Origin of the sequence: Actinomadura sp. 21ATH (assembly GCF_041951345.1) — a bacterium.
Taxonomy (GTDB): Bacteria; Actinomycetota; Actinomycetes; order Streptosporangiales; family Streptosporangiaceae; genus Spirillospora.
Map to the genome: position 1 here is coordinate 773,428 of NZ_JBGNUR010000002.1, position 15,868 is coordinate 789,295.

General features: G+C 74.5%; 14 protein-coding genes and 1 pseudogene. 6 read left to right on the forward strand and 9 right to left on the reverse strand.

What is annotated here, in order from left to right:
* Positions 1–101: 101 nt before the first annotated feature.
* Both ACA361_RS10065 and ACA361_RS10070 read left to right on the forward strand, forming a co-directional pair.
* Positions 102–485 (forward strand): annotated as a pseudogene (locus ACA361_RS10065) (ATP-binding protein); the annotation flags it as partial.
* Positions 486–584: 99 nt separating this feature from the next.
* Positions 585–986 (forward strand): ankyrin repeat domain-containing protein, encoded by a 402-nt coding sequence (locus tag ACA361_RS10070; protein ID WP_375012003.1) that lies wholly within the window; start codon positions 585–587, stop codon positions 984–986.
* 81 nt (positions 987–1,067) lie between these two features.
* On the opposite strand, the gene ACA361_RS10075 is transcribed toward ACA361_RS10070, so the two are convergent.
* Positions 1,068–2,126, reverse strand: coding sequence for a mechanosensitive ion channel family protein (locus ACA361_RS10075; protein WP_375011562.1), 1,059 nt, complete (start codon positions 2,124–2,126; stop codon positions 1,068–1,070).
* Positions 2,127–2,404: 278 nt separating this feature from the next.
* On the opposite strand from ACA361_RS10075, the gene ACA361_RS10080 reads away from it, so the two are divergent.
* Positions 2,405–4,060 carry a CocE/NonD family hydrolase gene (locus ACA361_RS10080; protein ID WP_375011563.1) on the forward strand — a complete coding sequence of 552 codons (1,656 nt, stop codon included), beginning with the start codon at positions 2,405–2,407 and terminating at the stop codon, positions 4,058–4,060.
* Here ACA361_RS10080 and ACA361_RS10085 read toward each other — a convergent pair whose 3' ends face one another.
* Both ACA361_RS10085 and ACA361_RS10090 read right to left on the reverse strand, forming a co-directional pair.
* On the reverse strand, positions 4,061–4,540 hold the full coding sequence (locus ACA361_RS10085) for a peroxiredoxin (protein WP_375011564.1): 480 nt from the start codon (positions 4,538–4,540) through the stop codon (positions 4,061–4,063).
* Positions 4,541–4,564: 24 nt separating this feature from the next.
* Positions 4,565–5,221, reverse strand: a complete 657-nt coding sequence (locus ACA361_RS10090) for a histone deacetylase (RefSeq protein ID WP_375011565.1) — start codon at positions 5,219–5,221, stop codon at positions 4,565–4,567.
* Positions 5,222–5,445: 224 nt separating this feature from the next.
* On the opposite strand from ACA361_RS10090, the gene ACA361_RS10095 reads away from it, so the two are divergent.
* Complete coding sequence (locus ACA361_RS10095; RefSeq protein ID WP_375011567.1) at positions 5,446–6,705, forward strand: glycosyltransferase; 1,260 nt, start codon at positions 5,446–5,448, stop codon at positions 6,703–6,705.
* Between the two features lie 67 nt (positions 6,706–6,772).
* Positions 6,773–9,676: a helix-turn-helix transcriptional regulator gene (locus ACA361_RS10100; RefSeq protein ID WP_375011568.1), complete on the forward strand. Its 2,904-nt coding sequence runs from the start codon at positions 6,773–6,775 to the stop codon at positions 9,674–9,676.
* A 24-nt stretch (positions 9,677–9,700) separates the two neighbouring features.
* On the opposite strand, the gene ACA361_RS10105 is transcribed toward ACA361_RS10100, so the two are convergent.
* From ACA361_RS10105 to ACA361_RS10115, 3 genes are all read right to left on the reverse strand, one after another.
* A complete protein-coding gene (locus ACA361_RS10105; protein WP_375011569.1) occupies positions 9,701–10,765 on the reverse strand; it encodes a dihydrodipicolinate reductase in 1,065 nt (354 codons plus the stop codon).
* A 79-nt stretch (positions 10,766–10,844) separates the two neighbouring features.
* Positions 10,845–11,798 (reverse strand): ornithine cyclodeaminase family protein, encoded by a 954-nt coding sequence (locus tag ACA361_RS10110; RefSeq protein WP_375011570.1) that lies wholly within the window; start codon positions 11,796–11,798, stop codon positions 10,845–10,847.
* Positions 11,799–11,862: 64 nt separating this feature from the next.
* The gene (locus tag ACA361_RS10115; protein WP_375011571.1) at positions 11,863–12,855 is read right to left on the reverse strand and encodes an ABC transporter ATP-binding protein; all 993 of its coding nucleotides are present in this window, start codon (positions 12,853–12,855) and stop codon (positions 11,863–11,865) included.
* A gap of 298 nt (positions 12,856–13,153) precedes the next feature.
* Between ACA361_RS10115 and ACA361_RS10120 the strand changes: the two genes are divergently transcribed.
* Positions 13,154–14,233, forward strand: a complete 1,080-nt coding sequence (locus tag ACA361_RS10120; RefSeq protein WP_375011572.1) for a S1 family peptidase — start codon at positions 13,154–13,156, stop codon at positions 14,231–14,233.
* A 34-nt stretch (positions 14,234–14,267) separates the two neighbouring features.
* On the opposite strand, the gene ACA361_RS10125 is transcribed toward ACA361_RS10120, so the two are convergent.
* From ACA361_RS10125 to ACA361_RS10135, 3 genes are read right to left on the reverse strand one after another with little or no spacing between them, the layout of a single operon-like run.
* A complete protein-coding gene (locus ACA361_RS10125; RefSeq protein ID WP_375011573.1) occupies positions 14,268–15,008 on the reverse strand; it encodes a thioesterase II family protein in 741 nt (246 codons plus the stop codon).
* Positions 15,005–15,658, reverse strand: coding sequence for a GNAT family N-acetyltransferase (locus ACA361_RS10130; protein WP_375011574.1), 654 nt, complete (start codon positions 15,656–15,658; stop codon positions 15,005–15,007). Before ACA361_RS10130 ends, ACA361_RS10125 begins: the two co-directional genes overlap by 4 nt.
* Positions 15,655–15,864 carry an MbtH family protein gene (locus ACA361_RS10135; RefSeq protein WP_375011575.1) on the reverse strand — a complete coding sequence of 70 codons (210 nt, stop codon included), beginning with the start codon at positions 15,862–15,864 and terminating at the stop codon, positions 15,655–15,657. Before ACA361_RS10135 ends, ACA361_RS10130 begins: the two co-directional genes overlap by 4 nt.
* Between the last annotated feature and the right edge of the window lie 4 nt (positions 15,865–15,868).

Below are 15,868 nucleotides of genomic sequence, written 5' to 3' on the forward strand. Positions count from 1 at the left end.
GTGCGCAACTATTCACCGCACTTCGTCCCACAACAAGGCGGTTTGCCCTCCCTGCGACGGGCAGACCAGAGCTATGGGGGACAGAGAGCAACGGAGATGACGTGGAGATCAATCTTGATCTTCGGTTCCCGAGGGACGCCGCGAGCGTACCGGCGGTCCGCCGGCTGCTGGACGCGTCGCTCGACGTCCTGGGGGTCGAGGAGCCCATACGCGGGGACATCAGGCTCATGCTCACCGAGGCCTGCGGGAACGTGATCCAGCACGCCAACGAGGGAGACGCGTACACCGTCCGGGTGCTCATCATGGACGAGCGCTGCGTCATCAAGGTCATCGACCGCGGGCTCGGCTTCCAGCCGGGCCGGGCGCTGCCGAACGGCCCGGTCGCCGACCTGACCGCCGAGCACGGCCGGGGCATGATGATCATGCAGACGCTGGCGGACGAGGTCAAGCTGCGGTCGTTCCCCGAGCAGGGCGCGCTGGTGTCCCTGGAGAAGAAGCTGCACTACGGAGGCGACACGCTGGGCAGCAGGCTCGCCGACCACGGCTGGCTGGACGGCCCGCCGCCCGGAAGTAGGGTGCGACTCATGAACGAGGCCGATCCCGAACTGCGGGAGTTCGCGACCAGGCTGTTCGACCTCGCCCGCCGGGGCGGGACCGAGCAGATGATCGCCTACCTGGACGCGGGGATCCCGCCCAACCTGACCAACGACAAGGGCGACACGCTGCTCATGCTGGCCGCCTACCACGGGCATGCCGACACGGTACGGGCACTGACGGCCCGCGGCGCCGACCCCGAGCGCGAGAACGACCGGGGCCAGCGCCCGCTGGCCGGCGCCGTGTTCAAGAAGGAGCCGGAGGTCGTCCGCGCCCTGCTGGAGGCCGGTGCCGATCCGCGCGCCGGCCGCCCGTCGGCGTACGAGACGGCCCAGATGTTCGGCAACACCGAGTTCCTGGCCTGGTTCGACGAGGCGGCCACCGCCGGGTGACCGGCCGGCTCGCGGCGTGCCGGCCTCCGGCGGGCGTGCGCGGGGCGGGACACGCCACGAGCCGGCGCGGCGGGGCGCGGGCTAGCGCAGGACGAGGTCGTCGGCGGCGCGGCCGTTCTCCGGGAGGAGGACGCGGCGGGTGGGCAGCGGGATCTCGATGCCCTCGGAGTCGAACCGGCGGTGCAGCCGCTTCAGGAACTCGTGCTTGATCCGGAACTGCTCCCCGAACTCGGTGATCCGCAGGATGGCCGTGAAATCGATGCTCGACTCGCCCCAGGTGTGGAAGCGGACCAGCGTCTGGCCCTCCTTCACCGCGCCCTCGATCTCGGCCATCACCGCGTCGCCGATCTCGACCACGACCTTCTCGACGTACTCCAGGTCGGCGCCGTAGGACACCTTGGCCTGGATGAGCAGCGACATGTCCTGGGCAGGGCGGTGGTAGTTGGTCAGTATCGTGTCCGAGAACCGCTGGTTCGGGATGACCTCGATGTTGTCCGAGAGCGTGCGGATCGAGGTGTTCCGCCAGTTGATGTCGACGACGTAGCCCTCCTGGCCGCTGCTCAGCCGGATGTAGTCGCCGGGCTCGATCGTCTTGGACGCCAGCACGTGCACGCCCGCGAACAGGTTGGCCAGGGTGTCCTGGAGGGCCAGCGCGACCGCGAGGCCGCCGACGCCCAGCGCGCCCAGCAGCGGGGTGATCGACACCCCGAGGCTCTGCAGCATCACCAGCATGCCGATGCCGAGCACCACCACCCGGGTGATGTTGGCGAAGATCGTGACGTTGGCGGCCACGCCCTGCCGGGCCATCGCGATCGAGGCCACGACCCCGGCGAACATCCGGGCGCAGGCCAGCGTGATGACGATGATCGCGATCGCGGTCAGCACGTTGGCGGTGCCCGAGAGCGTGCCGGCCTTGAGGCTCAGGGCGTTCGCGGCGCCCCAGACGCCGGCGAGCAGGGACAGCGGCACCGCCAGATCGTGCAGCAGCCGGGCGGCCAGGTCGTCCCAGGCCCAGCGGGTGTCCCCCGCGCGCTTGTTCAGCCGTCCCGACAGCATCCGCAGGACGATCGCCACGACCAGCGCCACGGCGAGCACCACCGCGGCCGCGATGACCCGCGCCAGGTCCAGCGATTCAGGCATGCGTGTTTCTCTCCCTCCGGGCGGCGGCTCAGCGGCCTGCCGCTCCGTTCCCACCGGTCCGCGGTAAAAGATCACCTTCGCGGCACCGGTCCCGATATCGCCCGATCGTAGTGACTCGGAACGGTGCCCGGGCCGTTCCGCGGAGACTGGAAAACCCCTCCCCGCCGGGTCAGGCGCCGCCACCAGCGGCGGCTGACGTGAAGCACGCGGGTCAGTACGCACGGTCAGGACGCGGGCCGGGACGGGACCGTTCCGGCCGTCCCGATACGATCGATCGGGTGGTAGATCTCGGTCTCATGCGCCGCCTGGGGACCACGGCGCTCGGGCTCCGCAACGGCCCCCACCGAGTCACGGTACGGCGCGACCTGGAGGTGCCGGCCGCCGACGGCGTCACGCTGCTGGCCGACCACTACGCGCCGGCGGGCCTGGAGCGGCCGCCGACGATCCTGGTGCGCTCGCCGTACGGGCGGCGCGGCCCGTTCGGGCTCATGTGCGGGCAGGCGTTCGCCTCGCACGGCTTCCAGGCCGTGGTGCAGAGCGTGCGCGGCGGCTTCGGCTCCGGCGGCGTGTTCGAGCCGCTGGACGAGCGCGAGGACGGCCTGGCCACCATCGCCTGGCTCAAGGAGCAGCCGTGGTTCGGCGGCACGTTCGCCATGCACGGGCCCAGCTACCTCGGGTACGTGCAGTGGGCGGTCGCCGCCGACGCCGGGCCCGAGCTGAAGGCGCTGTCGATGCAGGTCACCGCGTCGCAGTTCCGGGACGCCATCAACGTCGGCGGCACGTTCGCGCTGGAGTCCACGCTGATCTGGGTGGACCTGACGTCCCGCATGAAGCACCCGCTGTCGGGCCTGACCACCGGGATCATGTCGCCGCGGCGCGCCCGCCGCGCGGCGCTGTCGGGCCGGCCGCTGGGCGAGCTGGACGTGCTGGCCACCGGCGAGCAGCAGCGGTTCTTCCAGGACCTGCTGGTGAACGGCCCGGACACCCCGTTCTGGGACCGGCGCGACTTCAGCCCGACGGTCTCGGAGGTGCGGGCGCCGGTCAACATGACCGGCGGCTGGTACGACATCTTCCTGCCCTGGCAGCTCAAGGACTACGCGGCGCTGCGCGCGGCCGGGCACCGCCCGTACCTCACGATCGGCCCCTGGTTCCACGCCGACCAGCGGATGATGCGCGGCTCCATCGGCGAGTCGCTGAAGTGGTTCCGCGCCCACCTGCTGGACGACCCGGGCGAGCTGCGCGACCAGCCGGTGCGGGTGTTCGTGACCGGGGCCGCCGAGGAGTGGCGGGAGTTCCCGGACTGGCCCGTGCCGGGGATGCGGGAGCGGCGGTGGCATCTGCAGCCGGACGGCGGCCTCGCGCACGGGCGGGCCGCCGATTCCGAGCCCGACCGGTACCGGTACGACCCCGCGCACCCGACGCCGTTCATCGGCGGGCCGACGCTGCTGGGCGACAACCGCCCGGTCGCCGACCAGCGGAGGCTGGAGCGGCGCCGGGACGTGCTGACCTACACCTCCGAGCCGCTGGCCGCGGACCTGGAGATCATCGGGCCGGTGACGGCCGAGCTGTTCGTCCGGTCCGACCGCGCGCACACCGACTTCGTCGTGCGGCTGTGCGACGTGGATCCGGACGGCGTGTCGCTCAACCTCTGCGAAGGAATGCGGCGGCTCGTGCCCGGCTCGCCCGAAACCGACGAGGAGGGCGTGCGGCGCGTCGCGGTGGAGCTGTGGCCGGCCGGGCACCGGTTCGCGGCCGGGCACCGGATCCGCGTCCAGGTGGCCAGCGGCGCGTACCCGCGGGTGGCGCGCAACCCCGGCACCGGCGAGCCGATCGGCACCGCGTCCCGGATGCTGGCCGCCGAGCAGGAGATCTTCCACGAGCCCGGCCGTCCGTCGGCGATCGTGCTGCCGGAGATGCCGCCCGCGCCCGGATGATCACATTTCCCGGCCCGGTCCGTCCTTCGCGGCGCGGGCGCGGAGGGCGGCCAGCGCCCGGTCGGCGTGGACGTTCATCCGGATCTCGCTCTTCACGACCTCCAGCACCCGGCGGTCGGTGCCGATGACGAACGTCTGCCGCCTGGTCGGCGCGAGCGCGATGCCCCGCTTCACGCCGAACCGCGCCCGGACCGCGCCGTCGGCGTCCGACAGCAGCGGGTAGCCGAGCGCGTGCCGGTCGGCGAACTCCTTCTGCTTCCCGACCTCGTCCGCGCTGATCCCCACCGGGTGCGCGCCGACCTCGGCCAGCTCCCCGGCGAGGTCGCGGAAGTGGCACGCCTCGGCGGTGCAGCCGGGCGTCAGCGCCGCCGGGTAGAAGAAGAGCACCACCGGCCCCTCCTCCAGCAGGCCGCTCAGCGTGCGCGGCCGTCCCGTCTCGTCCGGCAGCTCGAAATCGTCGACCACGTCGCCCACGTTCATGCGCCGAACGTATATCAGCGCCCCTCAGTCCAGGAGGGCGCGGATCTGTGGCGCGGACCACTTCTCGCGGGCGCCGGGACGGGCCTCCAGGTACGCGGCGGCGCGCTCGGCCGTCCAGCCGTGCGCCTCCCGCAGCCCGTTCCCGAGCATGGTGAGGTACGGGGCGGTCGGCGCGTTCAGCCGCGCCGGGCCCGCGCCGTGCGGCGAGGTGAACGTCAGCATCGGGCGCCCGTCCCGCTCCCCCACCTTGACGACCGTCTCGTACCGTCCCGGGCCGAGCGTCTGGCGGCCGAGGTCGATGGCGTCCGACAGGTCGTGGTCCGCGCCCACCTCGCGGTGCATCTCCTGCGCCATCACGTCGCAGAACTGCTGCCGCGTCAGCAGGTACGCGCGGGCCGCGGCGCGCCCGGGCAGCGCCGGGTCGTAGAACGCGATGCCGCCGCCCCACGCCGGCGACTCGTGCGCGAAGTAGATGCCGCCGGGCAGCGTGACCGGCCGCTCGGCGCGCGCCGGGGCGGCGTCGCGGCAGCCGGCGTACGTGCGCGCGCTGCCGGCCGGCCGCCCGCCGGCGAGGTAGCAGGCGAAACGCTCGCGGTAGAGGTTGGAGCCGTACGCCACGTACCAGACATCTTCCCTGGCGGCCCTGGCGGCCCCGCCGGCCCTGTGATCTGCGGTAACCATCCGTACCGACCTTACGAGCGCGCACCCCGCGCATCCCGCCCGGACGGTATGACGGCGGTCACGGTTCCCCTAGTCCGGGGTGTTTTCTGCCGCGGGGACGTTTCATCCGGCTCCGGCCGGAAACACAAAAGATCGAGCAGGTGTCTACGACGCAGATACCTCCAGGTTGTTGCTGTGTTAAACCCGGAGGTCTCGTCATGCACCGTCCTTTGAACATCGCTCTCGTGTCCGCCTCCGACCTCGACGGCGAGCACGTTCAGTCGCTGCACACGCGGGAGATCGCTCGTGCGCTCGGCCGGCCGGTCTCCGATGACAAGGACGGACACCGCGTCACGGTCTACACGCGCCGCCAGGACGCCGCGGCGCGGTCCCGGAGCCGGCTCGGCCCGGGGGCCGTGGTCCAGCAGATCGACGCCGGCCCCGCCCGGCCGCTGCCCGACGAGGAACTGCTCGACCACGTCCGCGACTTCGCCGACGGGCTGCGCGAGCGCTGGAGCGGCGCGGGCCGTCCCGACGTCGTCCACGCGCACGGCTGGATCGGCGGGCTCGCCGCCTGCGCCGTGGCCCGCGAGCTGGACGTCCCCTTTCTCTTCAGCCCGCACGGGCTCGCGGTGACCGAGCAGCGCGCCGGCCGCGCGGCGCACCCCGCGCGGCGCCGGCTGGAGACCGCGATCGGCCGGGGGGCCGCGGCGGTGCTGGCCGGCTGCGACGCCGAGGCGAACACCCTCGTCCGGATGGGCGTGCCGCGCCGGAAGATCGCGGTCGTCCCGTACGGCGTGGACGGCGACCACTTCGCCCAGGTCGGCCCCGCGATGCCGCGCGGCGACCGGGACCGGCTGGTGGTCGTGGCCGCCGACCTGTCCGACGGCGGCGCCGCCACCGCGATCCGCGCCCTGGCGCACGCCCCGGACGCCGAGCTGGCGGTGGCGGGCGGCCCGCCCCGCGAGGAGCTGGAGAACGACCCGTCGGTGCACCGGCTGCGGCTGCTGGCCAAGGAGCTGCACGTCGCCGACCGGGTGATCTTCCTGGGCCGGATGCCCCGCAAGACGCTCCCCCGGCTGCTGCGCACCGCGAAGCTGGCGCTGTGCCTGTCGCCGCACCAGCCGTCCCCGCTCGTCCCGCTGGAGGCCATGGCCTGCGGCGTGCCGGTGATCGCCACCCGGGCCGGCGGCAACGCCGACAGCGTCCTGGACGGCATCACCGGGCTGCACGTCCCGGGCGACCGGCCGGTCGCGATCGGCCGGACGATCCGCCGGCTGCTGGGCGAGGAGACGACGCTGCACGGGTACGCGATCGCCGCCGCCGACCGGGCGCACTCCCGGTTCTCCTGGGACCGGATCGCCGCCGAGACGGCCCGCACGTACGTGAAGGTGCTGCCGCCCGAGCCGGAGCCGGAGATCGTGCCCGAGCCCGAGGTCGCGTCCGCCGCGGAGGCCGCGGAGAGCGAGAGCGCGGAGGAGAAGGTGCCCGCCCTCGCCCGCTGACCCCTCCCGCAGGCCCCCGGATCCGTCCGGGGGCCTGCGCTTTGCCCGGGATGGGATAATCGTCGCCATGGGGGATGACGCGAAGGTGCTGGTCGGCCGCACCGCCGAGTTCGGCGCGCTCACCGGCGCGCTCGACCGGGCCGCGGCCGGATCGGCCGGGATCGTCCTCGTCAGCGGCGACGCCGGGGTCGGCAAGACGACCCTCGTCCGCGCCCTCACCCGCACCGCCCGCGAGCGCGGCTGCACGGTCCTGGTCGGCCAGTGCGCCGAGCTCGGCGAGAGCATGCCGTACCTGCCGCTGGCGGACGCGCTCTGGAGCGCGGCGGGCTCCTCCGCCGGGGCGGCCGGCGACGCGCTCGCCGCGGCCCTGGAGGCGCGCCCGGTGCTGCGGCGGCTGCTTCCGGACGGCGACGGCGGCGCGGTCCCGGCGGGCGAGCTGGGCCAGCAGCAGCTCTTCGGCGCCGTCCTCGGCCTGCTCGGCGAGCTGGGCCGGCGCGCGCCGGTCGTGCTCGTCCTGGAGGACCTGCACTGGGCCGACACCTCCACCCGCCACCTGCTGACGTTCCTCAGCCGGGTGCTCCAGCGCGAGCGCGTCTGCCTGGTCGGCACGTACCGCTCCGACGATCTCCCCCGCCGCCACCCGCTGCGCCCGCTCGTCGCCGAGCTGCTCCGGCTGCCCGACGTGCGGGGCATCGAGCTGGCCCCGTTCGGCGCGGGCGAGACCGCCGAGTACCTGGCCGCCCTCTCCGGCGACGGCGCCCCGCCCGCCGCCGAGCTGGTGGAGCGGGTGCACCGGCGCTCGGAGGGCAACCCGTTCTACGCCGGCGAGCTCTACAGCGCGGCGCGGACCGGCGAGGAGCTGCCCGCCGGGCTCGCCGACCTGCTGCTCGCCCGCGTCGAGCGGCTCTCCGCGGACGCGTCCCACGTGGTGCGGGCCGCCTCGGTCGCCGGCCGCCGGGTCGACGACGAGCTGGTCCGCCGGGCCTCCGGGCTGGACGAGGCCGCGGTCGGCGAGGCCCTGCGCGAGATCGTCTCCCACCAGCTGCTGGTGCCCGACGACGCCGGGTACACGTTCCGGCACGCGCTGCTGCGCGAGGCGGTGTACGCGGACCTGCTGCCGGGCGAGCGGACCCGGCTGCACGCCGCGTTCGCGGCCCTGCTCGCCGACTCCGGCACCGCCGCCGAGCTGGCCCACCACTCCCTCGCCGCGCACGACCTGCCCGCCGCGTTCGCCGCCTCCGTGCAGGCGGCGCGGGAGGCCGAGCGGATGGGCGCCCCCGACGAGGCGCACGACCACTACGACCGCGCGCTGTCCCTCTGGGACGCCGTCCCCGACCCCGAGCGGGCCGCCGGGACGGACCGCGTCCGGATGGAGCTGGCCGCGGTCCGCACCTCCGGCCGCTCCGGCGATCCGCGCCGCGCCATCTCCCGGCTCCGCCGCCTCATCGCGGCCGAGACGGACGTCCGCATGGGCGTCTCGCTGCGCGAGCACCTCGCCTACTACCTGAGCGACATCGACCAGGACGACGAGGCCGCCGAGATCTGCCGCGAGGCCATCGCGATGCTCCCCGCGGACCCGCCCACCCGGGAGCGCGCCGCCGCCCTGGCCACGTACGCCCGCACCCTGCTGATCAGGGAGCGCCGGCCGGACATCGCCGGCATCGCGGAGGAGGCCATCGCGGCGGGCCGCGCCTCGGGCGCGCCGGACGCGGAGGCCAGCGCCATGGTGACGCTGGCGATCCACCGCGAGTCCCGCGACGCCGACCCGTCGGTGGTCGGCCTGTTCGCCCGCGCCCGCGACCTCGCCATCGAGGCGGGCGAGTACCAGATCGGGCTGCGCGCCGCGTTCCACCACGCCCGCTCCCTGTTCGACCGCGGCGACCTGGCGGGCGCCGCGGCCGCCGCCGCCGAGATCCTGGACTTCACCCGCGCCAACGGCCTCGGCTGGAGCTCGTACGGCACCACCCTGCGCTGCCTCCAGTACCTCATCCACTACACGGCGGGCGACTGGGCGGAGGCGTCCCGGCTCGCCGCGGACTTCCCCGTCCGGGTCGCGCGGCCGGGCGAGGCCCAGGTCTCCGCGTACGCCCTGTTCACTGAGGTGGCCAAGGGCGAGGACACCGTCGCCGAGCGGCTCCGCTGGCTGGAGCCGCTGTGGGAGGGCGACGCGTACATCACGTTCGTCGCCCGGTCCCTCGCCGCCGAGCACGCCCTCTGGCGCGGCGACACCGCCGCCGGGCTCGCCGAGATCGCGGCCGTGCTGGCGGTCGTGGAGCCGCGCGACCCCCAGGTCATCAGGACCGCCGCCACCACGCTGTGGGCGCGTGCCGACCTGGCCGCGCGCGCCCGTGCCGCGGGCGACGCCGGGGCCGCCGAGGCGGCCGCGGAGGCGGCCGGCGACCTCGTCGAGCGCGCCCGCACCGCCGCGTCCACGACCCCGGACGGCCGGCCGCGCGCCTGGCTGGGCCTGGAGGGACACGCCTGGCTCGCCCGTGCCGAGGCGGAAGCGGCCCGCGCCCGCGGCGCGAACGACCCTGGCCTGTGGCGCAAGTCCCTGGACGCCTTCTCGTACGGCTTCACCTACGAGGTCGCGCGCTCCCGGTGGCGCCTGGCCGAGGCACTGGCGGAACGGGGCGACCGCGACGAGGCCGCCGCCGAATGGCGCACCGCCCTCGACGAGGCGGAGTCGCTGGGCGCGGCGCCGCTCGTCCGGGCCCTCCGGGACCTCGGCGCCCGCGCCCGCCTCGGCGGCCAGGCCCGGCCCGCGGGCGGCGGCGCCGGACTCACCGCCCGCGAGCGGGAGGTCCTCGCGCTGGTCGCGGCGGGCCGCAACAACAAGGAGATCGCCGCGGCGCTGTTCATCTCCCCCAAGACCGCGAGCGTGCACGTCTCCAACATCCTCGCGAAGCTGGAGGTGACGAGCCGTACCCAGGCCGCCACCAAGGCGCACACCGAGGGCCTGCTGGACTGACGCCCGTGGACCGGGGCGGGCGGCTCAGAGGAGGCCGCGGCCGGGGACGAGCGGGAGGTCGAGGGCCGTCAGCAGGCCGGGCGGCGCCGCGACGACCGCGGGCACGGCGTTGACCAGCCGCATCGCGGTGGCCTTCAGGCCGGCGGTGTTGTGGTCGCCGTCGCCGCCGAGCAGCTGCAGGTCCAGGGTGTAGTTCGGCTCGCCGCGCACCTCGACCCGGTAGCAGCCCGCGCCGGACGGCTGGGGCCAGGCGGGGGCGAGGTCGCCGCGCAGCCGGGTGATGTGCTCCAGGACGATGACGGGCTTGCCGCCGCGCATGCCGCGCACCTCGAAGCGCAGCGCCGCCGCGGTGCCCTTCTCGATCGCGCCGGACGCGATCTCGAACGTCTCGGGCGCGGGGAAGCGGTGGTGCCACTCCCCGATCTCGTCGAGCTCCACGCCCAGGCCGGCGGCCAGCTGGCGGACGACGCTGCCCCAGGCCATGGTGAGCACGCCGGGTTGCAGCAGCATCGGCGTCTCGTCCAGCGGCCGGCCGAAGCCCATGATGTCGAACAGGACCGTGCCCTGGTCGTAGGTGGCGTAGTCGAGGATCTCCTGGCAGCGGATCTCGTCGATGCGCTCGCTGATGCCCGTGAGCGCGAGCGGCAGGACGTCGTTGGCGAAGCCCGGGTCGATGCCGTTGACGAAGAGGGAGGCGCCGCCCTCGGCGGCCGCGGCCCGTACCGGGTCCGACATCTCCGGCGGTACGACGCCGTCGGGGAACTGGAGGAAGACGGGGCTGCTGGAGACGACGTTCGCGCCGGAGCGGAGGATGCGGCACAGGTCGTCCAGGGCCTCCTGGATGCGCACGTCCGCCATCGCGGTGTAGACGACGCAGTCGGGCCGCAGGGCCAGGAGGGCGTCGGCGTCGCCGGTCGCCGTGATCCCGAGGGAGCGGTCGAGCCCGGCCAGCTCGCCGGCGTCGCGGCCGGCCTTGGCGGGGTCGCTGACCCAGACGCCGGCGAGTTCGAGCTCGGGGTGGGCGTCGATGCCGATCAGTGCGTTGCGGCCGACGTTTCCGGTGGTCCACTGCACGACGCGAAGGGGCATCCGGCTCTCCTAGTAGAGGTCAGGCCGACCGGGCGTCCGGTCAGCCTAGCCAGAACTAGAACGTGTTTCAATGAGCCTCTCAGGCGAGGAAGTCGAAGGCCGGGCCGGCCTCCCCGGCACGGGCCGCGCGGTACGCGGTCCACGCCACGGCGAGGTCCTGCCAGGGCAGGCCGACGGGGGCGTACACGGTGACCTCCTTGGCCTGGACGCGGCCGACGACCTGGCCGCGCAGCAGGTCGGCCATGGTGCCCGCGGCGTGCTCGACGCCGAGGCCCGCGCTGCCGAGGACGCCCATCTCCAGGGCCAGCGGGATGTCGTCGACCACCACGCGGGCGCTCTCCAGCAGGTCCGCCGACAGCTCGCACTTGCCGGGCTGGTCGGCGCCGAGCGCGGTCACCTGGGTGCCGGGCGCGATGTCGGCTGCGTGCAGCAGGGGGCGGCGCGACCAGGTCGCGACGATCACGATGGCCGCGCCCTTGACCGCCGTGCGCGGGTCGGCGGAGACCGTGGCGGGGCGGCCGCGGCGGGTGCCGTGCCGGTCGGCGAACGCGGCCGCGCGGCCGGCGTCCAGGTCGCAGACCGTGAGGGAGTCGAGCTCGCGGAGGTCGGCGAGCCCGGCCATCACCAGCTCGGCCTGGGCGCCCGCGCCGATGACCGTGACCGTGCGGGCGTCGGGACGGGCGAGCGCGTGGGTGCCGAGCGCGGCGGCCAGGCCGGTGCGCCAGGCGGTGACGGTGGCCGAGTCCAGCAGCGCCAGCAGCTCGCCCGTCTCCAGGTCGTGCAGGCACACCACGCCGCGGAGCGCCGGGCGGCCGCCGGGGAACTTGGCGTTCACCTTCACCGTGTACGCGGGGACGCCCTCGATCAGGCCGGGGAGCAGCGCCGTGGCGGTGCCGGTGCCCGGCAGCGGGGCGACGGCGCGCAGCGGGCCGGTCGCGGCGGGTTCGGCGGTGAAGCCGCGGCGCAGCGCGGCGGCGCATTCGGCCGGGTCGAGCAGGCCCTCCAGCGCCGACCGGTTCAGCAGTAGGGTCACCCGACCATTCTCGGGGTCCGCCGTCCGGCGCGTCGAGTGAGAATCTCACATACTCGGAAACGCGTCACTGGGGTCGCTGGCGGGACAGCACCAGACGGTCCCACTCGGTGAGCCAGTTGCGGCCCTCGTCGTCGATGAACGAGCCGGGCGGCGGCTTGACGTTGTGGGCGCGCAGCCACTCCCCCGGGCGCCGCATCGTCGGGCGCAGGCCGCCGTCGCTCGGCATGAGCTGCGGCGGGATCGGGGCGGGCATCGCGCGCGGGGCATCGCCCTCGCTCTCCATCTCGGCGGCGTCCTTCTCCTCGGCCATGCCGATGGGGCCCTGCCGGCGGGCGTTGAAGAACTGGTTCACGGCCGGGTGCGTGCTGGACAGGATCATCTCGCGCGGCCCGAACATGACCAGGCCGCGCCGGAACAGCAGGCCGAGGTTGTCGGGCAGCACGCGGGCGGTGCCGATGTCGTGGGTGACGATGAGGAACGTGGCGCCGAGCTCGTTGTTCAGGTCCACGAACAGCTGGTTGAGGTAGGCGGTGCGGACCGGGTCGAGGCCGGAGTCGGGCTCGTCGGCGAGGATCACCTCGGGGTCCAGGACGAGGGCGCGGGCGAGGCCGGCGCGCTTCTTCATGCCGCCGGAGATCTCGCCGGGCAGCTTGCTCTCGGCGCCGCTGAGGCCGACCATCTCCATCTTCTCCAGCACGATGCGCCGGATCTCCGACTCGCTCTTCTTGGTGTGCTCGCGCAGCGGGAACGCGATGTTGTCGTAGAGGTTCATGGAGCCGAACAGGGCGCCGTCCTGGAAGAGCACGCCGAACTTGCGGCGCATCTCGTACAGGCGGTGCTCGCTGAGGCGGGGGACGTCGCCGTCGCCGACGTAGACGTGGCCGCGGTCGGGGCGCAGCAGGCCGACCAGGTTCTTGAGGAAGACCGACTTGCCCGTGCCGGACGGGCCCAGCAGCGCGGAGATCTCGCCGGCCGGGATGGTGAAGGACACGTCCTCCCAGATGACCTGCCGCCCGAACGACTTCCGCAGCCCCTCGACCCGGATCTCGACGCCCATGGCCTCTCCCAGGCGGGGCGTCCGGGGGCGGGAGGTCCGCGGCGCACTGCCGGCCCCCGCCGCTCTCGACTGTACGACGGGCGTGCCGCGCGCGGGAGGCCCAGCGGGTGGCCTTATTGGACCATCGGTCCAGCCCTGACTACCCGGCGGTAACCGGGCCGTCCCGCACCCATTGTGCCCAACCGGTGACAGGATCTTCGGCACTTTCTCGACTTTCACGAAGGATCACGCATCTCCCACCATTTGCGGTGACCTCCGGCGCGCCAGAAGGGCGCGCCCAACCCCCACTGGAGGCTCCGTGAAACACCGTCATGCCCGCATCCGCGGCACCGCGGCCCTCGGCGCGGCCACCGGGCTCGTGGCGACCGGCCTGGTCGCCGCGCCGGCCGCCCAGGGCGCGGCCGCGCCGCCGGCCCCCTCCCCCGGCCCGCAGGCGAGCGCGGCCGAGACCGCCCGCACGCTCGCGGGAACGCTCGGCGACGCCACCGCCGGGTCGTACATCGACCGGGCGACCGGCAGGCTGGTGGTCACCGTGACCGACGCCGCCGCGGCCCGCACCGTGCGCGCCGCCGGCGCCGAGGCGCGCACGGTCGAGCGCGGCGGCGACGACCTGGAGAAGGTCATGGCCGCGCTCAAGCGCGACGCCACCGTGCCCGGCACCGCGTGGGCCGTGGACCCCGCCGCCAACCAGGTGGTCCTGTCCATGGACTCCACCGTCACCGGCGGCAGGCTCGGCCAGGTCCGCGAGGCGGCGCGGAAGCACGGCGCCGCCGTACGGACCGAGCGCGTCGCGGGCGAGTACCGCATGTTCACCGCGGGCGGCGAGGCCATCTACGCCGGCGGCGGGCGCTGCTCGCTCGGCTTCAACGTGCGGAAGGGCGGCGAGTACTACTTCCTGACCGCCGGGCACTGCACCGAGATCGGCGGCGCCTGGTACGCCGACCAGGGCAACACCCGGAAGCTGGGCGACACCGGCGGATCCAGCTTCCCCGGCGACGACCACGGCATCGTGAAGTACTCGGGCACGCCGGCCGACTCCCGGGGGACGGTGTCCCTGTACGGCGGCACGCAGGACATCACGAGCGCGGGCGAGGCGGCCGTCGGCCAGTCCGTCACCCGCAGCGGCAGCACCACCCAGGTGCACGAGGGCGAGGTGACCGCCCTGAACCAGACGGTCAACTACGCCGAGGGCACCGTCAGCGGCCTCATCGAGACGACCGTGTGCGCCGAGCCCGGCGACAGCGGCGGCTCGCTCTTCGCCGGCTCCACCGCGCTCGGGCTGACCTCGGGCGGCAGCGGCAACTGCACCACCGGCGGGACGACGTTCTTCCAGCCGGTCGGCGAGGCGCTCAGCGCGTACGGCGTCGAGGTGTACTGATCGCGTGAGTCCGTCGGCCCCGCCGGGCACCGGGTCAGGGGCCGACGGGCACTTCGAGGGTCCGCAGGATCTCGGCGATGACCTCGCGCCGCCGCTCCACGAGGTAGAAGTGCCCGCCCTCCCACACCTTCACCGGGACGGGCCCGGCACCGGTCGCCTCGGCCCAGCCGGCGGCGGTCGCCGGGTCCACGTGCGAGTCGGCGTCCCCGACGAGCGCGGTGACCGGCACGTTAAGCAGCGGCTCGGGCCGGTGCTCGTAGTCCTCGATCAGCGCGAAGTCGTTCCGCACGTACGGCAGGACCAGCTCCCGCAGCTCCGGGTCCTGCAGCACCTCGGCGTCGGTGCCGCCGAGGTCCTCGAGCGCGGCGACCAGGCCGTCGTCGTCGCGGTCCGCGATCCGCTCGTCCCCCCTGTCGTGCGGCGGCCGGGCACCGGACACGAACAGGTGGACGGGCGGCGTCCCCCGCTCCTCCAGCAGCCGCGCCACCTCGTACGCCAGCACCGCGCCCATGCTGTGCCCGAACAGCGCGGCGGGCCGGTCCAGCAGCGGCGCCATCGCCGCGGCGATCAGCCGGGACAGCTGCGCCGCGTCGGTGACGAGCGGCTCGGACATCCGGTCGGCCCGGCCCGGGTACTGCACGGTGTGCAGTTCCACGGCGGGGCCGAGCTCGCGCGCCCAGCTCCGGTAGAAGACCGCCGACCCGCCCGCGTGCGGCAGGCAGAACAGCCGCATCGAGGCCCAGGGACGCGTCTCCACGCAGCGGAACCAGGTCACGAGATCAACTCCTCCTTCGCGGCCGGCCGCGGCGCGGAGCCGCCCGGCGCCGGCCGGGGGTCGCGGGGCAGCGGCCACGGGGCCAGCCGGGGGTCCGGGACGAGCTTGGGCGCGGTGGTCTCGGCGGCCACCGTGAACCCGCGCCGCCGGTAGTTGGCCATGGCGTTCGGGTGATCGAGCGTACTCGTCCGCAGCCACACCCGGGTAGCCGGGCCGCCGCCCTCGGCCCACAGCCGGCCGCGCTGCCAGGCGCGCCGCACGCACTGCTCGACCAGGTAGCCGCCGTAGCCGTCCCCCACGAACGCCGGGGTCAGCCCCACCAGGTGCACCTCGGTGTCGCCGCCGGGCTGGGCCTCCAACTCGAAGAACCCGGCCAGCGTCCCCTCGGCCATCGCCAGCCAGGTCGCCAGCTCCGGCCGCTCCACCCACGCCCGCCAGTCCTCGTACGACCACGGGAACCGGTCCGTCCAGCAGACGGGGGCGCCGACCGCCGCGTACAGGGCACGGCTGACCTCGGCGGACGGGCGGCGGGCCAGGCTGAAGGTCATCTCGACGGCCGGCAGCGGCGCGGGCCGCAGGTCGGCGGCGTCGAGCATCTCCATCGTCCACTCGGTGACGGCCGCGACCTCAACCGGCGCGGTGGCGGTCACTCACCCATCGCCTCGATCAGGCTGTTGGGGCGCATGTCCGTCCAGTGCTCCTCGATGTGGTCGAGGCACGCCTGCCGGGTGTCCTCGTCCTTGGCGACCGTCCAGCCGGCCGGGACCTCGGCGAACGACGGCCACAGGGAGTACTGGCCCTCGCCGTTGACCAGCACCAGGTAGGTGCCGTCGGGGTCCTCGAACGGGTTGGTCATCGGG